This window comes from Sphingobacterium spiritivorum ATCC 33861, assembly GCF_000143765.1.
Taxonomy (GTDB): domain Bacteria; phylum Bacteroidota; class Bacteroidia; order Sphingobacteriales; family Sphingobacteriaceae; genus Sphingobacterium; species Sphingobacterium spiritivorum.
On sequence record NZ_GL379771.1, the window covers coordinates 965,627 to 986,715 of the forward strand.

Below are 21,089 nucleotides of genomic sequence, written 5' to 3' on the forward strand. Positions count from 1 at the left end.
GGACCTGTCGTTAATCAAGAATAGTTTTCGACATTTTGTTTTATCATACAACAGGTGAAACCCTATCCGCAAATATATTTTGTTACATTTGTATGCTGGCTTTGAATTATGCAGTTTAAAGATATTATTGGTCATCAGGAAATTAAAGATCATCTCGTACGTACCGTATTGGAGAACAGGGTAAGTCATGCCCAGTTGTTTCTTGGTCCTGAGGGTTCAGGAAGCCTGGCTTTAGCACATGCCTATGCCCAATTTATCAATTGTGAAGCCAAACTTGCTGACGACAGTTGCGGCCAGTGTAATTCCTGCCGGAAATATGCCAAAATAATTCATCCCGACCTTCATTTCTCTTTTCCCTTTTTTGCAAAAGGAAAAGAAGAGACTTCTGTAACATATATGGAAGAATGGCGGGCTGCTTTTTTGAAAAATCCATACCTCAGTCTTGAATATTGGAGAGGACAGCTCGAAGCAGATAATAAACAAGCGAATATCAATATAGCAGAAGCGCATGATATTATCAAAAAACTAAGTTTGAAAGCCTTTGAAGCAGAATATAAAATCCTTATCATGTGGCTGCCGGAATACCTGGATACACAGGGTAATGCTCTGCTCAAATTAATAGAGGAACCACCGGAAAAAACCCTTTTTCTACTGGTGTCTGAAAATCAGGATCGCATATTAAATACTATTATTTCCCGTACACAGCTTGTCAAAATTCAAAAACTTCCGCATCAGGATATTACAAATTATCTGGTAGAAGAAAGGGGAATTCAGAAAGAACAGGCCGGAGAAATTGCATTTATTGCAGACGGGAATCTTCAACAGGCGCTCAATCTGCTCTCAGAATCAGGTAATCATCTGGACTTACTGATCCGGTGGCTGCGATTTATTGTCAGCGATGCAGGCCTGCATATGATCAGTATATGTGACGATGAGTTGTCAAAACTGGGAAGAGAGAATCAGAAAAGCTTTCTTTTGTATGCCATAAATATGATGAGGCAGATTATCCTTATCAAGGAAGAATTGCATGATCTTGTGTTCCTTCCGGAGAAGGAATTGGAGTTTGTAAACAAATTTGCGCCTCTTTTTACTGTGAATCAGATCGAAGAAGCTGTATCTTTATTTGAAAAAACACATTATTGTGTAGAACGCAATGCAAATCCTAAAATATTATTTTTAGATTTATCTTTGCAATTAGTTTTATTATTTAAGTATCAAACGTTCCCAAAAGGGACTCAATATATATAAGGAAAAAATATGGGATGTGGCAGTTGCTCATCCGGTGGAGGTTGTGGAAGCGGAACTGCAGTTGCAGGCGCTACCCCGGCAGGTTGCCAAAGCAATGGCTCTTGCATGACCAGCGGATGTAATAAATTAGATGTATATGACTGGCTGTCCAATATGGATATGCCATCTAACTATAAAGCCTTCGATATTGTCGAAGTGCGTTTTAAAGGATCTCGCAAAGATTTTTTTATCAATACAGACAATCATTACCTGGAAATGGGAGAAATGGTCGTCGTGGAACCTTCTACAGGTGGCTACGATATTGGTCATGTTTCTCTGACCGGTGAACTGGTCAGACTGCAGTTGAAAAAAAATAATGTATCTGTAGATGCTGTTACAAAAAAGATATACAGAAAAGCGAACGAGGCGGATGTAAAGAAATTCGAAGCAGCAAAGGATCTGGAATGGGAAACTATGCACAAAGCGAGAAAACTAGCTTTGGATCTGGGACTTTCCATGAAGATATCCGATGTTGATTATCAGGGTGACAAGACAAAAGCTACCTTTTACTACACAGCAGAGGGTCGTGTGGATTTTCGGGAACTCATCAAAAAAATGGCGGAATCCTTTAGGATACGTATAGAGATGAGACAGATCGGTATGCGTCAGGAAGCAAGTCGTCTGGGTGGAATCGGATCCTGTGGCCGGGAACTTTGTTGTTCCACCTGGCTCACAGACTTCAAAACTGTATCTACTTCAGCTGCACGCTATCAAAATCTTTCGCTTAACACGCTTAAATTAGCTGGACAATGTGGCAAACTAAAGTGTTGTCTCAACTATGAGCTGGACAGCTATATGGACGCATTAAAGGATATCCCGAATAATGTAGACCGTATCGAAACAGTTATTGGTACCGCTTATCTTCAAAAAACCGATATTTTCAAAAAGACAATGTGGTATGCTTATCCGAAAGCGGAAAACTGGATACCACTGTCTGTAGATAAGGTAAAAGAATTCATCGAAATGAATCGTGAAGGAAGAAAACCGGAAGAACTGGTTAATCCTAACATTCAGGAAGAAGTGGAAAAACCTGTTGTCTACGATTATGAAAATGTAGTCGGCCAAGATAGTCTGACACGATTGGATGAACGCAGAAAGAAAAAATCCAAAAGCAAAAACCGCAATAAAAACAAACAAACGGTACAGAAAGCAGATGGAGTAGCAGAGGACAAAAAATCTGTAAATAAACACAATAATAAGCCTCAGCAACCGAAAGTTCAACAAGCGAAAAAGGAAGATAATACGGAATCCAAATCAGCGAAGGAGCCTCAAAATACGGATGCTCCGAAACCTAAAAAGAGATTCAATAACAGAAACCGTAATAAAGGTAAAAACAATAATAATGGTTCTCAGCCTGCTGAATAAGGGGTTAACAAGATGAAAAGATTATTTTACGCTTTTATTCTTTTAAATGTACTGGTATTAGCCGGATGTGATCCCAATACCGTAGTGGATGAGAATACCATCATTACGGACAAAAGCTGGCCGTATAATGTTATTCCAAAAGTAAAAGCACATATTACGGACAAAAATGCTAAGTATGATGTATACCTTAATCTGCGTCACAACGGAGATTACAGATACGCTAATATTTTTGTCCGTATACATGAAACAAATCCCAAAGGTGTCAGTAAAAAGGAAAGAAGAGAACTTAAACTGGCCGAATTAGATGGCAGATGGACAGGTAACAGTGCAGGGAGTTTATATGCACACCAGGCATTGATACATGAAAATTACAGCTTTCCAGATACAGGTGTCTACACTTTTGCTATAGAACAAAATATGCGCGAAAACCCGTTGAAAGATATCAATGATGTGGGAATAAAAATTGTAAAGAGATAACTATGAATAAATTTAACCAGATCTTAGTCCATCCTAATTTTAGTTATATCTACCTTTTCTTAGTTGTTATTTGTGCTGTTTCATTCTTTGTAATGGATGAAAAACATCCATTCAAAACCTATATTTTTCCGATAGTAATTGTTTTATTTTTACTACAACGATACCGCAGATACCTGATCCAACGTAATCAAAAGTAATTTGGCTATGCTACTGTTAAGATGGTTTCTATTTCCAATTACCATTATCTACACCAGCATTATATGGCTTAGAAATCGTCTGTACGATTATCAGCTATTGAAAAGCAAAACCTATAATATTCCCCTCATAGTAATAGGAAATCTGGCCATAGGTGGAACAGGTAAAAGCCCGATGACAGAGTTTTTGATACGTCTTTTGAAAGACAAAATCAAGCTGGCCACCCTCAGCAGAGGATATGGCCGTAAGACAAAGGGATTTAGATTCGTTTCTACCCAATCCACATCAACAGAGGCCGGAGATGAGCCCTTACAGTTCAAACGTAAGTTTCCGGAGATAACCGTAGCTGTTTGCGAAGATCGCTGTTATGGCGTAGAACAATTAAAAGATAAGCATGATCTGATCATTCTGGACGATGCTTTTCAGCATAGAAAATTAAAACCGACCTATTCCATTCTCCTGTTTGAATATACTTCACTGTCAGAACCTGCTATTTTACTCCCTACCGGCAATTTCCGAGATATGATGATGGAAAGCCATAGAGCCAATATCATCATCGTAACCAAAACCCCTGAAGACGCAACTGAAGAAGATAAAAGGAAAATCATTAAGAAGATTTCACGTCATAATCCGACAGCTTCCATATATTTCAGTAAAATCAAATATGATAAATGGATGGATAAGAATGGTTCAGGATGCTATACCAATCTAAAAGAAACCGATGTACTGCTTATTACAGGCATTGCAAACCCTAATCCCCTGATCAATCATTTACAACCCAATGTGAACAGATTGATTCATATGTCCTATTCGGATCATCATGCTTTTTCAGAGACCGATATCAATAAAATAGAAGAGATGTACAAAGCTATTACAGGATCAAATAAACTTATTTTGACTACAGAAAAAGACTTCCAGCGCCTTTATGGAACACGTCTGCATCATTTCCCGTTTTACTATATCCCCATTCAGATAGCATTCGATACAGCCGATTATCAAAATATAGAAAGAAGCATTTTTAGTCATTTAGGTCTCTGACAGGCCTGTTTCCTTATATTCACGTCTGACACCTATTCATCTGTTGGTCACATCTTGTTTTCACTTGGCTGATCCCATATGTTTTCTGCTTTTTTAAGTAAAATAAGGCATTTGAACAGCTATTGTCCCTAAATCCATTGTAATCTGGTTCAGATTTCCCTAAATACAGCGTTTTATTGTAACACAATAATTACAATTTAAACTATTGATTATCAAATATTTACAAATAATGAAAATGTTAAGTAATGTTAAAAAGTAACAAACCTGATACAATTATATACTAAGCCCTGTTAAAAAGCAGTTATTAATGTAAAGAATTTAATAATTGAGTTTTAAACGTATAAATTTTAACAAGATGAAAAAATTAGTTTTAACAGGTATCGGATTTTTCTTAGCATTAGGATTAACATTTGCGCAAGCGCAACAAACCCAGTCACCAGAAGATAATGCAAAACAAGTAGTTACTGTATTGACTCAACAACTTACATTGACAGAAGAGCAGCAACCAACTGTATATAATGCAACCTTGGAATATGCAAAAGCAGAACAAGCATTATTAGCAGATAACACAGCATCTAAAGAAGCTAAAGCAGAGCAGATTGCAAAACTTCAGGCACAGACTGATGCCAAAATCATTGAGGTATTGACAGATGAGCAAAAGCCACTTTTTGAAAAAATTGTAGCAGAAAGAGCTCCGGTAACAATTCCTGAATCAGCTCCTGCAGAAGTACCTGCAACTGAGCCATCCACTACTGAGCCGGTTGAGCCAGCACAACCAGTAGAACAAACTCAGCCGACTGAACAACCAACTGAGCAACCTGCGCAGCCGGTACAATAACTAGTAAAGCAATAATAGGTTTCATAAATTAGCAATTAAGGGGTCTTGTTGAAAAACAAGGCTCCTTTTTTTATAATAAGCATTTTTTTAAAGCATAAAACTTAAATTAGCAATTATACCAATGTTTACTATGTAATCAAAGAAAACGGTAATAGAATAGCCAAGACTAACTGTTTATATTAATAAAGAGGTAAAAACAAAAAGGGAAGCAATATAATTGCTTCCCTTTTTACGTTCAAAATTTTGATTGTTACGATGCTTTTAACTTCTTCAGGATATCCTGTACATACGTTTTAAACTTCTTGTCTGTTTCTATCAGATCTTCTACTGTCTGGCAGGCATATATCACTGTAGAGTGATCCCGTCCGCCAAAGAAGTTACCGATAGATTTCAAAGAAGATTTAGTATGATTCTTTGCAAGATACATAGAGATCTGACGCGCTTGTACGATTTCACGTTTCCTAACTTTTGATTTCACCATTTCTACCGGAACTTCAAAATACTCACATACCAGTTTCTGTATGTATTCCATTGAAATTTCCTTACTGGTATTCTTCACAAAGTTTTTCAGCATAGATTTAGCCAGGTTCAGGTCAATCTCCTTTTTGTTAAGGGTAGATTGCGCCAATAATGAAACCATGGCACCTTCTAATTCGCGGACACTGTTATCAATCTGATGCGCCACATACTCTACTACATTTTCTGGCAATTCAATACCGTCAGAATACATTTTTTTCTTCAGGATTGCCATCCTTGTCTCCAGATCCGGAACCTGTATATCCGCGGATAATCCCCATTTAAAACGACTTAATAATCGTTCTTCCAATCCTGCCAGATCTTTAGGCGCCTTATCAGAAGTCAGAATAATCTGTTTACCCGACTGGTGAAGATGATTAAAGATGTGGAAGAAAATGTCCTGGGTCTTCTCCTTACCGGCAAAATTGTGCACATCATCCATGATGATGACATCCATTGCCTGATAAAAATTCACAAAGTCATTGATTGTATTATTCTTTAATGAATCTACAAACTGCTGACAGAATTTTTCACAGGATACATAGATAACCAACTTATCCGGGAGATTACGCTTGATCTCATTTCCAATGGCCTGGGATAAATGGGTTTTACCTAACCCTACATCTCCGTATAACATCAAAGGATTAAAAGAAGTTCCTCCGGGTTTATTTGCTACAGCAAACCCTGCAGATCTTGCCAGTCTGTTACATTCACCTTCGATAAAATTATCAAAAGTATAATGCTGATTCAACTGTGGATCTACCTGTAACTTCTTTAATCCGGGAATAACAAAAGGATTCTTAATATTCTTATTCAAATTGACCGGCACCGGGATCGATTGACGTTTTCCTTCTGCACCGTTTCCATTTGACGGAATATTGGTTGTATAGGGTATATTGGTTGAAGATTTCTCCACCACAATATTATATTCCAACCTTCCCTGCTCTCCCAAAAATTTTTTGACCGTTTTACGTAAGATACCTACATAATGTTCCTCAAGCCACTCGTAAAAAAATAAGCTCGGCACCTGAATAGTTAAAACGTTCTCATCAAGTTTCACCGCTTTCACCGGTTCAAACCAAGTCTTGAAACTTTGCGCAGGTATATTGTCTTTGATAATCTGAAGACAACTATTCCAAACACTTGTGTACGTTTTTTCCATTCTAAAATTGTTAATAACTTGATTTACAATATCTGACCAAAAAATTGTTCATAACTTTCTCTTAAAACGAAGATGGCAAAAAAAATTCAGCTAAAAAATTAAAAAGTAAAAAAATACACAACGTATTAATAAACAATAACTTACATCATTTTTTAGAGATTTTTTACTAAAATTCACAGGCAAAATTTTAGTTTTCAACATCAGCTCTTATGATGGGCTCGATACCCCCAATTTAGTAACTTTTATTGAATTTAAAAAATCAATGTGGAAAACTATGTTTTAAAATCGCGGCAAATTTTCAGATAATTTTATAAGTATAAAGCATAAAAAAGGAGTTGAAAATTTCAACTCCTTTTTTCAAATTTTAATATGGTATAATCTATCTATCCGACAAGAGAATCTGTTTTACGGATAGTGGATAATTTTCTGCATTGCTCAGCAATAGCCTCCGCATCATAATGACACAAATTCCAAAGCTCTTTTTGCTCACCGTGCTCTACAATCTGATCTGGAATACCAAGACGAACAACATGAGATTGATAACCATTATCTACCATAAATTCGAGTACTGCAGACCCCATTCCTCCCTGTAAACAACCATCCTCTACGGTGATCACTTTTTTATATTTACGGAAGACCTCGTGTAACAATTCTTTATCCAAAGGCTTGACAAATCGCAAATCGTAATGTGCCGGATAAATACCTTCTTCATTCAATACACGAATTGCTTTTACAGCTTCGTTACCTATACTGCCAATGCTTAATATAGCAACCTCTTCTCCGTCCGATACTTTACGGCCTTTTCCGATTTCTATTTCTTTAAATGGTCTCTTCCAATCAGGCATTACCCCTGCACCGCGAGGATAACGGATCACAAATGGTCCTTTATTCTCCAATTGTGCCGTATACATCAGATTACGAAGTTCTTCCTCATTCATAGGAGCAGACACAATCATATTTGGTATACAACGCATATAGGCAAGATCGTATGCACCGTGATGTGTAGGACCATCTGCCCCTGCCACACCTGCACGGTCCAGACAGAATACCACATTCAGGTTTTGTAAGGCTACATCATGAATAACCTGGTCATACGCCCGTTGCATAAATGAAGAGTAGATATTACAAAATGGAAGTAATCCCTGTGTAGCCAGTCCAGCACTGAATGTAACAGCATGCTGTTCAGCAATACCTACGTCAAAAGCGCGGGTAGGCATAGCTTTCATCATGATATTCATGGAAGATCCTGACGGCATAGCCGGAGTAATTCCCATTATTTTCTTATTATTCTCAGCCAGCTCAACTAACGTATGTCCGAATACGTCCTGATACTTAGGTGCAACAGGCTTGTCAGAAACAGATTTTTTAATTTCTCCTGTGATTTTGTCGAAAAGACCCGGTGCATGCCACAGTGTCTGATCTTTCTCGGCTAAAGCATATCCTTTACCTTTTACTGTAACGCAATGCAGAAGTTTCGGTCCCGGAATATGTTTAAGATCTTCCAGTGTTTTGGCTAATTTCTTGACATCATGTCCATCTACAGGTCCGAAATATCTGAAATTTAAAGATTCGAAAAGATTTGCATTCTTCAGCAGAGATCCCTTAATCCCACGTTCAAGCTTCTTAGCTATCCCAAGTGCATCTGGTCCCACCTCTGAGATTTTAGAAAGTACAGCAGCCAGATCATCTCTGAATCTGTTGTAACGTTTAGACGTCGTTATACTGGTCAGATATTCTTTCATCGCTCCTACATTCGGATCGATGGACATACAGTTATCATTTAGAATAACCAGTAAATTAGATTTCTCTATTCCGGCGTGATTCAGCGCTTCAAAGGCCAATCCGGCAGTAAGTGCTCCATCTCCTATTACAGCTACATGCTGTCTGTCTTCTTCTCCTTTATAATGAGAAGCTACAGCCATACCAAGAGCTGCTGATATAGATGTAGAAGAGTGACCTACACCAAAAGTATCATACTCACTTTCATTCCGGTTTGGAAAACCCGAAATACCATTTAGTACCCGGTTTGTATCAAATACATCCCTTCTCCCCGTCAATATCTTGTGACCATAGGCCTGATGACCTACATCCCAGATCAATTGATCATAAGGTGTATTTAACACGTAATGAAGAGCAACGGTTAATTCTACTACCCCTAAACTTGCTGCAAAATGCCCTCCGTTCACGGAGACAATATCAATAATATATTGTCTAAGCTCTTTACATACCTGCAATAAATCTTCTTCCTTTAATTTCTTAAGATCTGAAGGAAAGTTTATTTTTTGCAATAGTTCTCCAGCTTCTACCTGCATAGTTTTTCCGATTTCAAAATAAGATACAAAGTAACAATTTTTTATTTACATAAATCATATAACAATTCGTAATTGTTATGGTTTACATAGGTTCTATAATAAACTAATTTATTAATAATTTTTTATAATTATGTACTTTTGAATCTATGAATGCAAGTGAGGGTTACGAAATTAAGTTAGACCAGTTTGAAGGTCCGTTTGATCTGCTGTTGTTTTTTATAGAGCGTGATGAATTGAATATCCATGATATAGCGATCTCTAAAATTACAGATGATTTTCTGGATTACATACAGAAGATGCAGGCTTTGAATATAGAACTCGCGAGTGAGTTTATATTTGTAGCTTCTACCCTCATGCGTATCAAAGCTAAAATGCTTTTACCACGTCCTGATCTGGATGAAAATGAAAATGAAATAGATCTTAAAAAGGAATTGGTACAAAAACTGATACTCTATAAACAGTTCAAAAATATTTGTGAAGATTTAAAGGGACTTGAAGAAAATCGTCTCAGGTATCATTTAAGAGGAAATATCGGTTATGATCTGAAGAATACTAACCGTCCTGTACAGGACGGAGAAGAATTGTCCTCATTCGATCTTTATAAACTGATGATGGTATATGAACGTATGATGTACCATTATGCTAATCGTGTACAGGAAGTCAAACATACTGTTGTTAAGTATCCGTATACCATAGAACAACAAAAAAGAGTAATTAAAGAATTGATAGAAATGAATGAGAAACTGGATTTTAACAGTATCCGAAAGAGTTCAGAAAACAAAGTTCATTTCGTCTATAATTTTTTAGCTATTCTCGAAATGCTGCAGCAACGCTTATTAGAGATTGAGGTAGGATTGGGATACAATAATTTTTGGGTTGAAAAAAAAGATCCCAATGTACCTGATCCGGAAGTACTGGAAATGGAAGAAAATTAAAAAAGCAGCTGTTTCATGTGAAACAGCTGCTTTTTTTCTATAGTAATCACTACTTTACTTTTTAAAAGCATTCCAACCCTGAGCAGTTAAAGGATATACATTTCCGGATTTGGAAATCATTTCATACCCAGCATTTGGTTCGGTAATATATCCGATAACTGTTATATCTGGAAGATTTCTAAGTTTATCATATGCTGACTGTGGAACTGTAAACAACAATTCATAATCTTCCCCTCCGTTTAATGCACAAACAGTAGGATCTAAACCAAATTCACGGGCAGTATCATATGTCATCTGATCTAACGGAATTTTGTCTTCATATAATTTACATCCTTTATCAGACTGTTTACAGATATGAATGATCTCCGAAGCCAGACCATCTGATACATCTATCATAGCATTTGGTTTGATATCCAGGCTATCTAATAGTTGAACAATATCTTTACGGGCCTCAGGTTTCAACTGACGCTCGATGATATAATCTTTTCCTTCCAAATCCGGCTGAATTTTAGGATTATCTAAAAATACCTGCTTTTCACGCTCCAGAATCTGCAATCCTACATAAGCAGCTCCGAGATCTCCGGAAACACAAAGTAGATCACCTTCCTGAGCACCTGAACGATAAGCTATTCTGTCTTCATCTGCGTATCCTATACTCGTTACAGAGATAATTAATCCCTGAGCAGAAGCTGAAGTATCTCCGCCTACAAGATCTACATTGAATTTTTTACAGGCAATCAATGCTCCTTCATAGATTTCTTCAACTGCTTCTAAAGGAAATTTAGAGGATAATCCTATTGAAAAAGTGATCTGAGAGGCTATACCATTCATTGCATATATATCACTCAGATTTACCTGTACAGCTTTGTATCCCAGGTGTTTAAGCGGAACATAACGCAGATCAAAATGAATTCCTTCTAACAATAAGTCAGTAGAAATAAGTGTTTTCTTATTTGAAAAATCCAATACAGCTGCATCATCCCCTATTCCTTTTATTGTAGACTTTTCGTTCAGTTCCACATGTTTGGTTAAGTGTTCAATTAAACCAAATTCACCCATCTGATCCAGATTTGTTCTTTCTGTATTTTCAAACATTCTGTAATGTTAAAATTAAAAATTATATCAGTTAAGCTTACAATCCTAATCTTTCTGAAATCTCCAGCATACGTTCAATCGGCTTTTGAGCCCGTAAAATAACGTCTTCCGGAAGTGTAATTTCAGGAGATTCAAACTTGAGACAGTTGTAAAGTTTTTCTAAAGTATTAAGCTTCATGTGCGGGCAATCGTTACATGCACATGCATTATTCGGAGGTGCCGGAATAAAAGTCTTTTCGAGACTCGCTTTTTGCATCTGATGAATAATACCGGATTCAGTAGCAACGATATAAACCTGCGACGGATCATTCATTGTAAATTTGAGCATACCAGAAGTAGATCCTACATAATCAGCACCTGCTAAAATATGATCCTCACACTCCGGATGTGCAATAAACTTAGCATCCGGATATTCAATGCGCAAAGCATCAATTTTATCCTGCGAAAAAATCTCATGTACCATACATGCACCGTTCCACAAGATCAGATCTCTGCCCGTCTTCTTTTTAACATAAGCACCCAGATTGCGATCCGGACCAAAAATTATTTTTTGATCTAAAGGAAGGCTTTCTACGATCTGCACCGCATTACTGGAAGTACATACAATGTCTGATAGCGCTTTAAGCTCAGCTGTACAGTTTACATAAGTTATGACCAGGTGATCAGGATATTTCTCTTTAAACTTGGCAAACAAATGAGGAGGACAACTATCTGATAATGAACATCCTGCCTTCAGATCGGGTAATAATACCTTTTTTGAAGGGGATAATATCTTAGCCGTTTCAGCCATAAAGTGCACACCAGCAAACACAATCACATCTGCATCTGTCTTGGCAGCCTGTTGGGAAAGTCCCAAACTATCGCCTATATAATCCGCAATATCCTGAATTTCAGACTCTTGGTAATAATGAGCCAGAATAACAGCATTCTTTTCCTTTTTGAGGCGATTAATTTCTTCTACGAGATCAATTGTCGGATCAATAGCAACATCTATGTATCCTTTTGCTTCCAGATCTCTTTCATAAGTAATATTCATTTCCGTGTTGATAAAATTTAAGTCAACGATTCAGACGGTATCACTTCACAAAAGTAGCGAAAGAATTTGAAACGAAATCCACATTCCCTTTTTTCAATAATTAATAACTCTTTTTATAAAAAGGAGACTTATTGTTTATTAGTGTGTGGAAAATGGGGAAAGTTTTGAGAATTTATATTTGCGATTGTTACTTTTAACATAGTTATCCACATTTATTCACATCTAAAGTTTATAAATAGAGCTGATTTTCAGATATATGAAAATTGTCCGTTTTGGTTTTCCATATTTCAGTGTGAATTGTTTGTTGTTTATATTTTGTTAATAATGGGGTAAAGTTGTGGTTATAATTTGTTCACAATGGCTCGATTTTTTGTGGAAATGTGGAATAAAAAATAGTTTTCATTTTTAATTCACCATTTATCTACACGTTATCCACATATTTTGTTAATTTGTTATCTGAAAAACTTGATTTTTAATACGCATTAGTATTTATGGGAGATCGCAAGGTTGATTTTTTGATTATTGGTTCCGGAATTGCTGGTTTGAGCTTTGCTTTGAAGGCTGCAAAAAAAGGTAAAGTATTGATAGTCACTAAGTCTAATGAAGATGAGTCTAATACCAAATATGCACAGGGCGGTGTAGCTGCCGTTGTGGATAAGTCTGATAGCTTTGATAAGCATATACTTGATACTCAGATAGCTGGGGATGGATTATGCCATGTGGAAATTGTGGAAAACGTTGTTAGGGAAGGACCGGAACGTATTGCGGAGCTTATTGCATACGGAACTAACTTCGATAAGGTGGATGATGACAGTTATGATCTGGCAAAAGAAGGTGGCCATTCCAAACACCGTATTTTGCACTATAAAGATATAACAGGGTATGAAATTGAACGTGCTTTACTTGCTAAAGTACATCAGGATCCTAATATTGAGATACTTACACATTATTTCGCAGTCGATTTAATTACGCAGCACCATTTAGGTGAATTTGTGGATAAAAAATCAGACGATATTAAGTGTTTTGGTATTTATGCGCTGAATACAAAGAATCACCGTATTGAAAAGATTTTGAGCCGGATTACCTTAATGGCTTCCGGAGGTGCGGGACATGTGTACTCCAGTACTACTAATCCTACTATAGCTACAGGCGATGGTATAGCTATGGTCTACCGTGCGAAAGGTAAAGTACGTAATATGGAGTTTATTCAGTTCCATCCTACAGCACTTTATAACCCCAGTCAATATCCGGCATTTCTTGTTTCAGAGGCTGTACGCGGTTTTGGCGGGATTCTGCGACGTGTTTCAGGTGAGTCCTTTATGGAGGAGTATGATGAACGCGGGTCGTTGGCACCGCGTGATATCGTGGCAAGAGCAATAGATGCTGAGATGAAAAAGTCAGGTATCGATTATGTATACCTGGATATTACGATGCGTAGTAAGGAGGATATCTTAGCGCATTTTCCAAATATCTATGAGAAATGTTTATCCATAGGATTGGATATGACGAAAGATTATATTCCTGTATCTCCGGCTGCTCATTATTTATGTGGTGGAATTCTTGTAGATGCATACGGGCGTAGTACTATTAATAATCTGTACGCATGTGGTGAATGTTCTTCCACTGGTCTTCATGGTGCTAACAGATTAGCTTCCAATTCATTACTGGAAGCGGCTGTATATGCTCACCGGATATGGCTGGATGCTGCAGAGAAATTAGAAGATATTGATTTTCAGGATAATATACCTGATTGGGATGATTCCAATACAAGTTTATCGAATGAGGATATTCTGGTTTCTCACAATCTTCGGGAGACACAAAAAGTGATGTCTGATTATGTTGGCATTGTACGTTCTGACTTCAGATTGGATCGTGCATTCAGAAGACTCGGATTTTTGTATGATGAGACAGAGGAGTTTTATAAGCATACCAAATTATCTGTACCACTTTGTGAATTGAGAAACGTTATTCAGGTTGCTTTTTTGGTTATTAAGTCAGCTCAGGATCGCAAAGAAAGCAGAGGATTGCATTATTCAACGGATTATCCTTATCATGCTGATGTATTAAAGGACACTATATTTTAGAACGTATATGGCTGTTATATTACCTGTTAAGGATAAATATCCCCAATATCCGGAAGATTGCTTTATAGCGCCTAATGCGACCATTGTAGGCGATGTAGTTATGGGGGATAAGTGTTCGGTATGGTTTAATGCCGTGATCAGAGGTGACGTAAACTATATCCGTATAGGAGCATATACCAATATCCAGGATGGTGCTGTGATTCATTGTACTTACCAAAAGAATGGAACGGATATAGGAAGTTATGTCAATATAGGTCATCAGGCAATGGTACACGGTTGTATAGTCAAAGATTATGTATTGATCGGTATGGGCGCCATTGTTATGGATAAGGCAATAGTAGAGAGTGAAGTTATTATTGCGGCAGGAGCCGTCGTACTCGAAAATACAATTTGTGAATCAGGCTATCTGTATGCAGGTGTACCTGCTAAAAAAATAAAAGCGATAACTGATGAACAAAGAGAAATGTTACATCAGTTACCGCATAATTATGTGTTATATAGTTCCTGGTTTGAAAACAGTTAATTTATATTGACAGTTTCATTTTGTTCCCAGTTGGCACGTATCGTAAATGTTTTATTAAGATACCATATGTTCTCTGCCTGCTTTCTGGTCTTTACATCTGCAGGATCCCATACTCCATTCCTGTTGGCATCAAATATTACACGTAAGGAATATTTGCCTCCCGGAAATTTCTTGTAGGATATGGTGTTATTAGACCCTAGTATCTGCCTGTTAAATACTTTTTCTTTCTTGTCATCAATAAGTTCAACCACATATTGCATGGTACTGTCTGTATTGGTAAAATTAAAGTTTATATCACCGTAATTTTCGCTTTCATCCAATGTAAAATTGGTTTTGAGCTCCTTATTGTGATCCCCGAATAATCCCGTAAGGGCTTTTTCTTCTAATACTAATGTATAATTCCTTTTAGGTTTCCAGTTAAAACGAATGTGGTAAAGCTGATCATTAAGGGTATCCTTTTGTAATTGGAAATTAGTTCTGGCAACGCTATCTTCTGTTAGTTTGACTTTAGACTTATCTATAGACGCTAAAGGTATTTTAGAAGTAACGGTGATGTGGGTAATCTTATCTACTTTATTATTTATATTGAGAACCGGTTGAATTTCTTTTTCAAACTTCATATTAACACCTTTTTTTATTAATACAGTGTCCATGACCGTATTATAATTACGTATCTCCAGTTTAAGAGAGTCAAAGTCAGTATTTTGAGTGTATATTAAGGCACTATCTTTATTTACGCCATAGCGTACATATTTGGATGCATCCAGTTCCTGAGGAGATAATATTTTCACAGCCGGGTCAAGCAATGGCCGGTTAAATACCAACTGTACTCCCCCATCCTTTTCCAGTTTCTTTTCACCGGTTCTGAATTTATCAGGATAGGGTTTAGTAAATTCCAGCTTAATATTACTGGTATCTTTCCTTAATACGATGCTGTCATTGAGAAATCCGATCCAGTCATCCGTACTTTCATATATGCGATTACTGCTTTTCTCTTTCAAAGCATATATACGGTATGTATCTTCCCTCAGGTTATTGAATTTGAAATTACCAGCTGTATCTACAGCTGTAAATATGTTCGCTTTACGCTTTCCGAATATGCTATCCTGGCGTGTGGGAATCAGAATTACCATAACATCTTTGTCCTCATTCTTCATATCGAGACTCTTCGTATAGCCGTTAAGAACCGATCCGGATATAGACAGGGAATCCAGCTCATTACCTGTCGCAAATACATACGAATAGTTGGGAAGCGGATTACCTTCATTGTAATCGACAAGCCCTTTTCCAAAATGAATCGTATAAGTGGTATTTTCTTCTAATGAATCTGGTAATGTTATTTCGAGATTCTTTTTCTTGATTTTATATTCTGGTTGAGTATCTACATCCGGAGATATGCTGAATTCTTTAAACTGACTGTTTAGTTTGACATACTCATCAAATTGCAAAACTATTTTTTTTGCTTTGAAATTCCGGCTATAATTTTTTGGTAGTTCACTTAATATTTTTGGAGGAAGTGAATCTTTTGGTCCGCCGGTAGGGTGTTGCATGTTGGCGCACTGAATCGTACTTAAAATAAGAAGACAAAAAAACGAGAAAATTACCACTTTTTGAAATAAGGTGTTTTTTATCGATTCTGAGCGACTTTTATCTTTTTTGGATGTTTGTATCATAAAATTAAAAATATCTTCTTATATCCTTTTATTTTAAGCTTGTTATTTTTATAGCTAATGTATTGAATTACAATAGTTTAACTCATGTGCACCATTAAAACACTAATATCAGCTGGTGAAACACCCGAAATACGGGATGCCTGTCCCAGTGTTCTTGGTTTGACCTTTAATAATTTTTGTCTGGCTTCTATAGAAAGTGAAGTTAGAGAATTGTAATCGAAATTCGGATTGATCTCTTTATCTTCCATTTTTTTCATACGGTTGACTATCTCCATTTCTTTTTCAAAATAGCTGTCGTATTTTACTTTTATTTCTGCCTGCTCTATTGTTTCTTTATCAAACTGGTTGAGATAGCTTTCAAAATCACTATCCGCTTTTTTGATATCATAAATATTAATCTGCGGTCTGCTTAATATATTAAACATTCTGGTTTTTTGCGAAACCGGAGAAGAGTTAAGATCTTCCAATACCGGATTAATGTGATCAGCTGTCACACTGTTTTGTCTTAAATACTCTACAATAGCATCTGAATTTTTTATTTTTTCGTTTACTTTATTAAGTCTCTCCTCTCCTACCAGACCCAGTTTATAAGCCATTGGTGTAAGACGAATATCTGCATTATCCTGACGTAACAGTAAGCGGTGCTCTGCTCTGGATGTAAACATTCTATAAGGTTCTTCAGTTCCTTTTGTGACGAGGTCATCAATCAGAACACCTATATAAGATTCTGAACGTTTTAGCGTCAGTTCATGAAGATCATTTATTCTCTGGTGAGCATTTATACCTGCTATGAATCCCTGTGCTCCTGCCTCTTCGTATCCTGTAGTTCCATTTATTTGACCCGCAAAAAACAGGTGTTTTATACGCAGTGTTTCAAGTGTCAGATCCAATTGCATCGGTGGGAAGAAATCATATTCGATTGCATAACCCGGTCTGTACATTCTGGCATTTTCAAATCCGGGTATCAGTTGCAAAGCTTTTTGTTGTACATCTTCAGGAAGAGAAGTAGAAAATCCATTAACGTATATTTCTACAGTATTGAATCCTTCCGGTTCTACAAATATCTGATGTCTTTCGCGTTCTGCAAATCTGTTTATTTTGTCTTCTATGGATGGGCAATATCTGGGACCTAATCCTTTTATTCTTCCTGTAAACATTGGAGATCTTTCGAATCCTGTTTTCAGCATTTCATGAACTTTGTCATTAGTATAGGTTATCCAGCAGCATCTTTGTGCTGTAGGAATAGGGACATCCGTATAGGAAAATCTTCCTTTATTCTCATCTCCCCATTGCTCTTCCATTAGCTCATAATTGAGCGATCTGCCGTCTATACGGGGTGGCGTTCCGGTCTTCATTCTACCGGATTCAAAACCCAGACTTACCAGTTGTTCAGTGAGGCCTGTGGCTGCTTTCTCTCCTGTGCGCCCTCCGCCGAATTTCTTTTCTCCTATATGGATCACCCCGTTCAGGAAAGTTCCGTTTGTCAGAACTACTGCATCAGCTTCTATTCGTATTCCCAGAGAAGTAATGACTCCGGCAGCTTTATCACCTTCTACAATGACTTCTTTTACGGTGTCCTGCCACATGTCCAGATTGGGGATTGCTTCCAGTTGCATTCTCCATTCTTCTGCAAAGCGCATTCTGTCATTTTGTGATCGCGGACTCCACATAGCAGGGCCTTTTGACAGGTTAAGCATTCTGAATTGTAGTGTGGATTTGTCTGCTATGATACCTGTGTATCCACCCATAGCATCGATCTCTCTTACAATCTGACCCTTTGCTACACCCCCTATAGCAGGATTACAGCTCATCTGAGCGATGACACCCATATTCATGGTAATCAACAATACAGACGATCCCAGGTTCGCTGCTGCTGCTGCTGCTTCACATCCGGCATGACCGGCACCTACTACAATTACGTTATATTTCTTAAACATTTTATTTTAGTTTCACGTGGAACAATCACTGCTTCACGATTATTTTATCTATAGTTTCACGTGGAACGCTTCCTTATTATTCCGCAAGTTCTGCTAATAATAACCATCGTTCCGTTTTTTCTTCCAGTTTTGATTCAAGTGTTTTGATAGCTTCAGCAATTTCCACCAGTTGTATATGGTCGGTTGTTGATGATAACACTTCTGTCTTTTCTGCGATCTGCTGTTCTAAAGAAGTAATTTCCTTTTCGAGATCTTCATATTCCTTTTGTTCTTTGTAGCTTAGTTTTTTCTTGCCTGGCTGTTCTTTTACTTCTGCAGGTTTTACATTTGTTTTCCCTGCTTTGAGTTGCTTGTTCAAAAGGTCTTGTTCAGCTTTGAAGTCTGCATAGTTTCCGTTATAAATGTTGATCTTTCCTGTTCCGTCAAATATAAAAAGTTGATCAGTTAGTTTGTCTACCAGATAACGATCATGTGAAACAAGAAGAAGTACACCTGTATATTTTTCAAGGAAATCTTCCAATACGTTCAATGTATCTATGTCAAGATCATTTGATGGCTCATCCAGAATCAGGAAGTTTGGATTACGCATCAGTACACGCATCAGTTGTAAACGCTTGCGTTCTCCTCCACTCAGTTTTTCAACCATGCCAAATTGTTTCTCCGGAGGGAATAAAAAATGTGTCAATAATTGTGAAGCGGTAATCACTTCACCTTTGGCCATCTCTATATATTCAGCAACATTCTTTACAACGTCTATTACCCGTTCGTTGGTTTGAAATTCCAGACCGCCTTGTTTATAGTAACCGTATACTGTGGTCTCTCCTACACTGATTGTTCCGGAGGTTGGTTTTTCAATGCCGGTGATTAAATTCAGGAAGGTAGATTTTCCTGAGCCATTGCGACCGGATAAACCAATACGATCTCCCTTTTTGAAAGTATAGCTGAAATTTTCAATGATAGATTTTGTACCGAAACTTTTAGAAGCATTTTCAATTTCCAGTATTTTGGATCCCTGGCGACTTACTTTTACACTCAGCTGTACAATATCGTTTTTCTTTGCTGCTTTAGATTTCTCTTCAAGATCATAGTAGGCTTCAATTCTGGATTTGGATTTAGTACCACGTGCCTGAGGTTGCCTGCGCATCCATTCCAATTCTTTACGCAACAGATTTCTACTCTTTTCAACCAGTAAAGAATCATTGGCTTCCCGCTCTGCTTTTTTCTCCAGATAGTAACTGTAATTACCTTTGAATGTAAGAAGATTTCCCCTGTCAAGTTCACGGATTTCTGTACAAACTCCATCCAGAAAGTAACGGTCGTGCGTCACTAACAGTACCGTTTTATTTCCTGTATTCAATAACTTTTCTAACCATTCAATAGTCTCGATATCCAGATGATTCGTAGGCTCATCTAATATATAGACATCAGGTTCGTCTATCAGTAATTTTGCAAGGGCCAGTCTTTTTCTCTGACCTCCTGACAGATTATCTATCTGTTGAGTGAAATCAATAATATTAAGACGGTTTAGAATAGTTTTGATGTTGTATTCATATTCCCATGCATTGAGCAAAGATAATTTTTCAGTAAGATCTTCCAGTTTTTGCTGATCAGGTTCATCTGTGCTTAGCAGTTCTTCATACTGACGGATTAAAGTTTGCTGTTCGTTATCTGCACTATAAATGAAATCATTGATAGAATGTAATCCTGAAAAGTCAGGGTCCTGAGCAAGAAAACCAATTTTAATTCCTTTTTCCTTTACTACCTTTCCGGAAGTCGGAATTGCCTTTTCTGCTAAAATAGAGAGAAGTGTAGATTTGCCGGTACCATTGATTCCGACAAGAGCTATTCGGTCACCCTTTTGTAGCCCAAAATGGATGTCCTTGAATAGCCATCTGTCATTGAAGGAATGACTAACCTGTTCTGTAGATAATATACTCACGCTAATTCTTTAATTTTTGCCGTCTTGAAGATATGTGTTCCCGTCATATCAGATAAACATACATGCATCATTGACCTGGCAACGTCTGCTGCTTTTATACTTTTATAATCTTTTAATTTTCCTATTAGGAAATAATTTATAATATTCATAACCACTGAAGATACCTTCTCCAGCAGTCTGTTTTCTTTGCGTTTACCCAATAATAAAGAGGGTCTGAATATGAATGTCCTTTCAATGGAAAGCGATTCTATATCCCGTTCTACCTCTCCTTTCATTTTGAGGTAAAAATTATTGGATAATACATTAGCCCCCATACTCGATACCAAACATACAGCAGAAAGCACCTTATTTTTTAATTGCTGAGTTACTGATAAGGGATAATCATGATCTATCTTATAATATGCGGACAGATCGGGAGTTTTGCTTTTGGTACTTCCCAGGCAGCAATAGAGGTGATCAACAGCTATATTTTCCAGGTGATGAGCTATTGAATCCGCATCTGCTACAATATTGATAAATCCGGGGTGTTGCAACTGCAGCGGGCTTCTTGATACAGCATATACCGTTGAATACTGTGTATTATCCAAAAGCATCTCGACCAAAAAGCTGCCAATCAGGCCTGTGGAGCCTAAAACAAGTGCGGTATAGCCAGTCTTATCCATAATAAGGTACAAAAA

General features: G+C 37.2%; 16 protein-coding genes. 8 read left to right on the forward strand and 8 right to left on the reverse strand.

Annotated features, from left to right (window positions below; translation table 11 throughout):
- Nucleotides 1-108: 108 nt before the first annotated feature.
- The 5 genes from HMPREF0766_RS14210 to HMPREF0766_RS14230 all read left to right on the forward strand — a co-directional run bounded on the left by HMPREF0766_RS14210 (nt 109) and on the right by HMPREF0766_RS14230 (nt 5,200).
- Nucleotides 109-1,248 (forward strand): DNA polymerase III subunit, encoded by a 1,140-nt coding sequence (locus HMPREF0766_RS14210; protein ID WP_002998483.1) that lies wholly within the window; start codon nt 109-111, stop codon nt 1,246-1,248.
- Between the two features lie 105 nt (nt 1,249-1,353).
- Nucleotides 1,354-2,652, forward strand: a complete 1,299-nt coding sequence (locus HMPREF0766_RS14215) for a PSP1 domain-containing protein (RefSeq protein WP_002998487.1) — start codon at nt 1,354-1,356, stop codon at nt 2,650-2,652.
- A gap of 12 nt (nt 2,653-2,664) precedes the next feature.
- The gene (locus HMPREF0766_RS14220) at nt 2,665-3,129 is read left to right on the forward strand and encodes a gliding motility lipoprotein GldH (protein ID WP_002998490.1); all 465 of its coding nucleotides are present in this window, start codon (nt 2,665-2,667) and stop codon (nt 3,127-3,129) included.
- 204 nt (nt 3,130-3,333) lie between these two features.
- Nucleotides 3,334-4,362, forward strand: a complete 1,029-nt coding sequence (lpxK, locus tag HMPREF0766_RS14225; RefSeq protein WP_002998494.1) for a tetraacyldisaccharide 4'-kinase — start codon at nt 3,334-3,336, stop codon at nt 4,360-4,362.
- A gap of 355 nt (nt 4,363-4,717) precedes the next feature.
- Nucleotides 4,718-5,200, forward strand: coding sequence for a ribonuclease E domain-containing protein (locus tag HMPREF0766_RS14230; protein ID WP_002998496.1), 483 nt, complete (start codon nt 4,718-4,720; stop codon nt 5,198-5,200).
- 250 nt (nt 5,201-5,450) lie between these two features.
- Here HMPREF0766_RS14230 and dnaA read toward each other — a convergent pair whose 3' ends face one another.
- Both dnaA and dxs read right to left on the reverse strand, forming a co-directional pair.
- Nucleotides 5,451-6,878, reverse strand: a complete 1,428-nt coding sequence (gene dnaA / locus HMPREF0766_RS14235) for a chromosomal replication initiator protein DnaA (RefSeq protein WP_002998498.1) — start codon at nt 6,876-6,878, stop codon at nt 5,451-5,453.
- A gap of 383 nt (nt 6,879-7,261) precedes the next feature.
- A complete protein-coding gene (gene dxs, locus HMPREF0766_RS14240) occupies nt 7,262-9,190 on the reverse strand; it encodes a 1-deoxy-D-xylulose-5-phosphate synthase (RefSeq protein WP_002998500.1) in 1,929 nt (642 codons plus the stop codon).
- 146 nt (nt 9,191-9,336) lie between these two features.
- On the opposite strand from dxs, the gene HMPREF0766_RS14245 reads away from it, so the two are divergent.
- Nucleotides 9,337-10,125: a segregation and condensation protein A gene (locus tag HMPREF0766_RS14245; RefSeq protein WP_002998502.1), complete on the forward strand. Its 789-nt coding sequence runs from the start codon at nt 9,337-9,339 to the stop codon at nt 10,123-10,125.
- A gap of 54 nt (nt 10,126-10,179) precedes the next feature.
- Here the strand turns inward: HMPREF0766_RS14245 and thiL are convergent, their stop codons facing one another.
- Both thiL and nadA read right to left on the reverse strand, forming a co-directional pair.
- Nucleotides 10,180-11,220 carry a thiamine-phosphate kinase gene (thiL, locus tag HMPREF0766_RS14250; protein ID WP_002998504.1) on the reverse strand — a complete coding sequence of 347 codons (1,041 nt, stop codon included), beginning with the start codon at nt 11,218-11,220 and terminating at the stop codon, nt 10,180-10,182.
- A 37-nt stretch (nt 11,221-11,257) separates the two neighbouring features.
- The gene (nadA, locus tag HMPREF0766_RS14255) at nt 11,258-12,256 is read right to left on the reverse strand and encodes a quinolinate synthase NadA (protein WP_002998506.1); all 999 of its coding nucleotides are present in this window, start codon (nt 12,254-12,256) and stop codon (nt 11,258-11,260) included.
- A 491-nt stretch (nt 12,257-12,747) separates the two neighbouring features.
- Here nadA and nadB point away from each other — a divergent pair, with 491 nt between their 5' ends.
- On the forward strand, nt 12,748-14,340 hold the full coding sequence (gene nadB / locus HMPREF0766_RS14260; protein WP_002998508.1) for an L-aspartate oxidase: 1,593 nt from the start codon (nt 12,748-12,750) through the stop codon (nt 14,338-14,340).
- Nucleotides 14,341-14,347: 7 nt separating this feature from the next.
- The gene (locus tag HMPREF0766_RS14265; protein WP_002998510.1) at nt 14,348-14,863 is read left to right on the forward strand and encodes a gamma carbonic anhydrase family protein; all 516 of its coding nucleotides are present in this window, start codon (nt 14,348-14,350) and stop codon (nt 14,861-14,863) included.
- On the opposite strand, the gene HMPREF0766_RS14270 is transcribed toward HMPREF0766_RS14265, so the two are convergent.
- The 4 genes from HMPREF0766_RS14270 to HMPREF0766_RS14285 all read right to left on the reverse strand — a co-directional run bounded on the left by HMPREF0766_RS14270 (nt 14,860) and on the right by HMPREF0766_RS14285 (nt 21,074).
- Nucleotides 14,860-16,413, reverse strand: coding sequence for an Ig-like domain-containing domain (locus tag HMPREF0766_RS14270; protein WP_236590617.1), 1,554 nt, complete (start codon nt 16,411-16,413; stop codon nt 14,860-14,862). The two genes, HMPREF0766_RS14265 and HMPREF0766_RS14270, sit on opposite strands and share 4 nt — an antisense overlap.
- 200 nt (nt 16,414-16,613) lie before the next feature.
- Complete coding sequence (gene mnmG / locus HMPREF0766_RS14275) at nt 16,614-18,473, reverse strand: tRNA uridine-5-carboxymethylaminomethyl(34) synthesis enzyme MnmG (RefSeq protein ID WP_002998513.1); 1,860 nt, start codon at nt 18,471-18,473, stop codon at nt 16,614-16,616.
- Nucleotides 18,474-18,549: 76 nt separating this feature from the next.
- Nucleotides 18,550-20,412 (reverse strand): ABC-F family ATP-binding cassette domain-containing protein, encoded by a 1,863-nt coding sequence (locus HMPREF0766_RS14280; RefSeq protein WP_002998515.1) that lies wholly within the window; start codon nt 20,410-20,412, stop codon nt 18,550-18,552.
- Nucleotides 20,409-21,074, reverse strand: a complete 666-nt coding sequence (locus tag HMPREF0766_RS14285) for an NAD-dependent epimerase/dehydratase family protein (protein WP_002998517.1) — start codon at nt 21,072-21,074, stop codon at nt 20,409-20,411. Before HMPREF0766_RS14285 ends, HMPREF0766_RS14280 begins: the two co-directional genes overlap by 4 nt.
- Nucleotides 21,075-21,089: the final 15 nt, after the last annotated feature.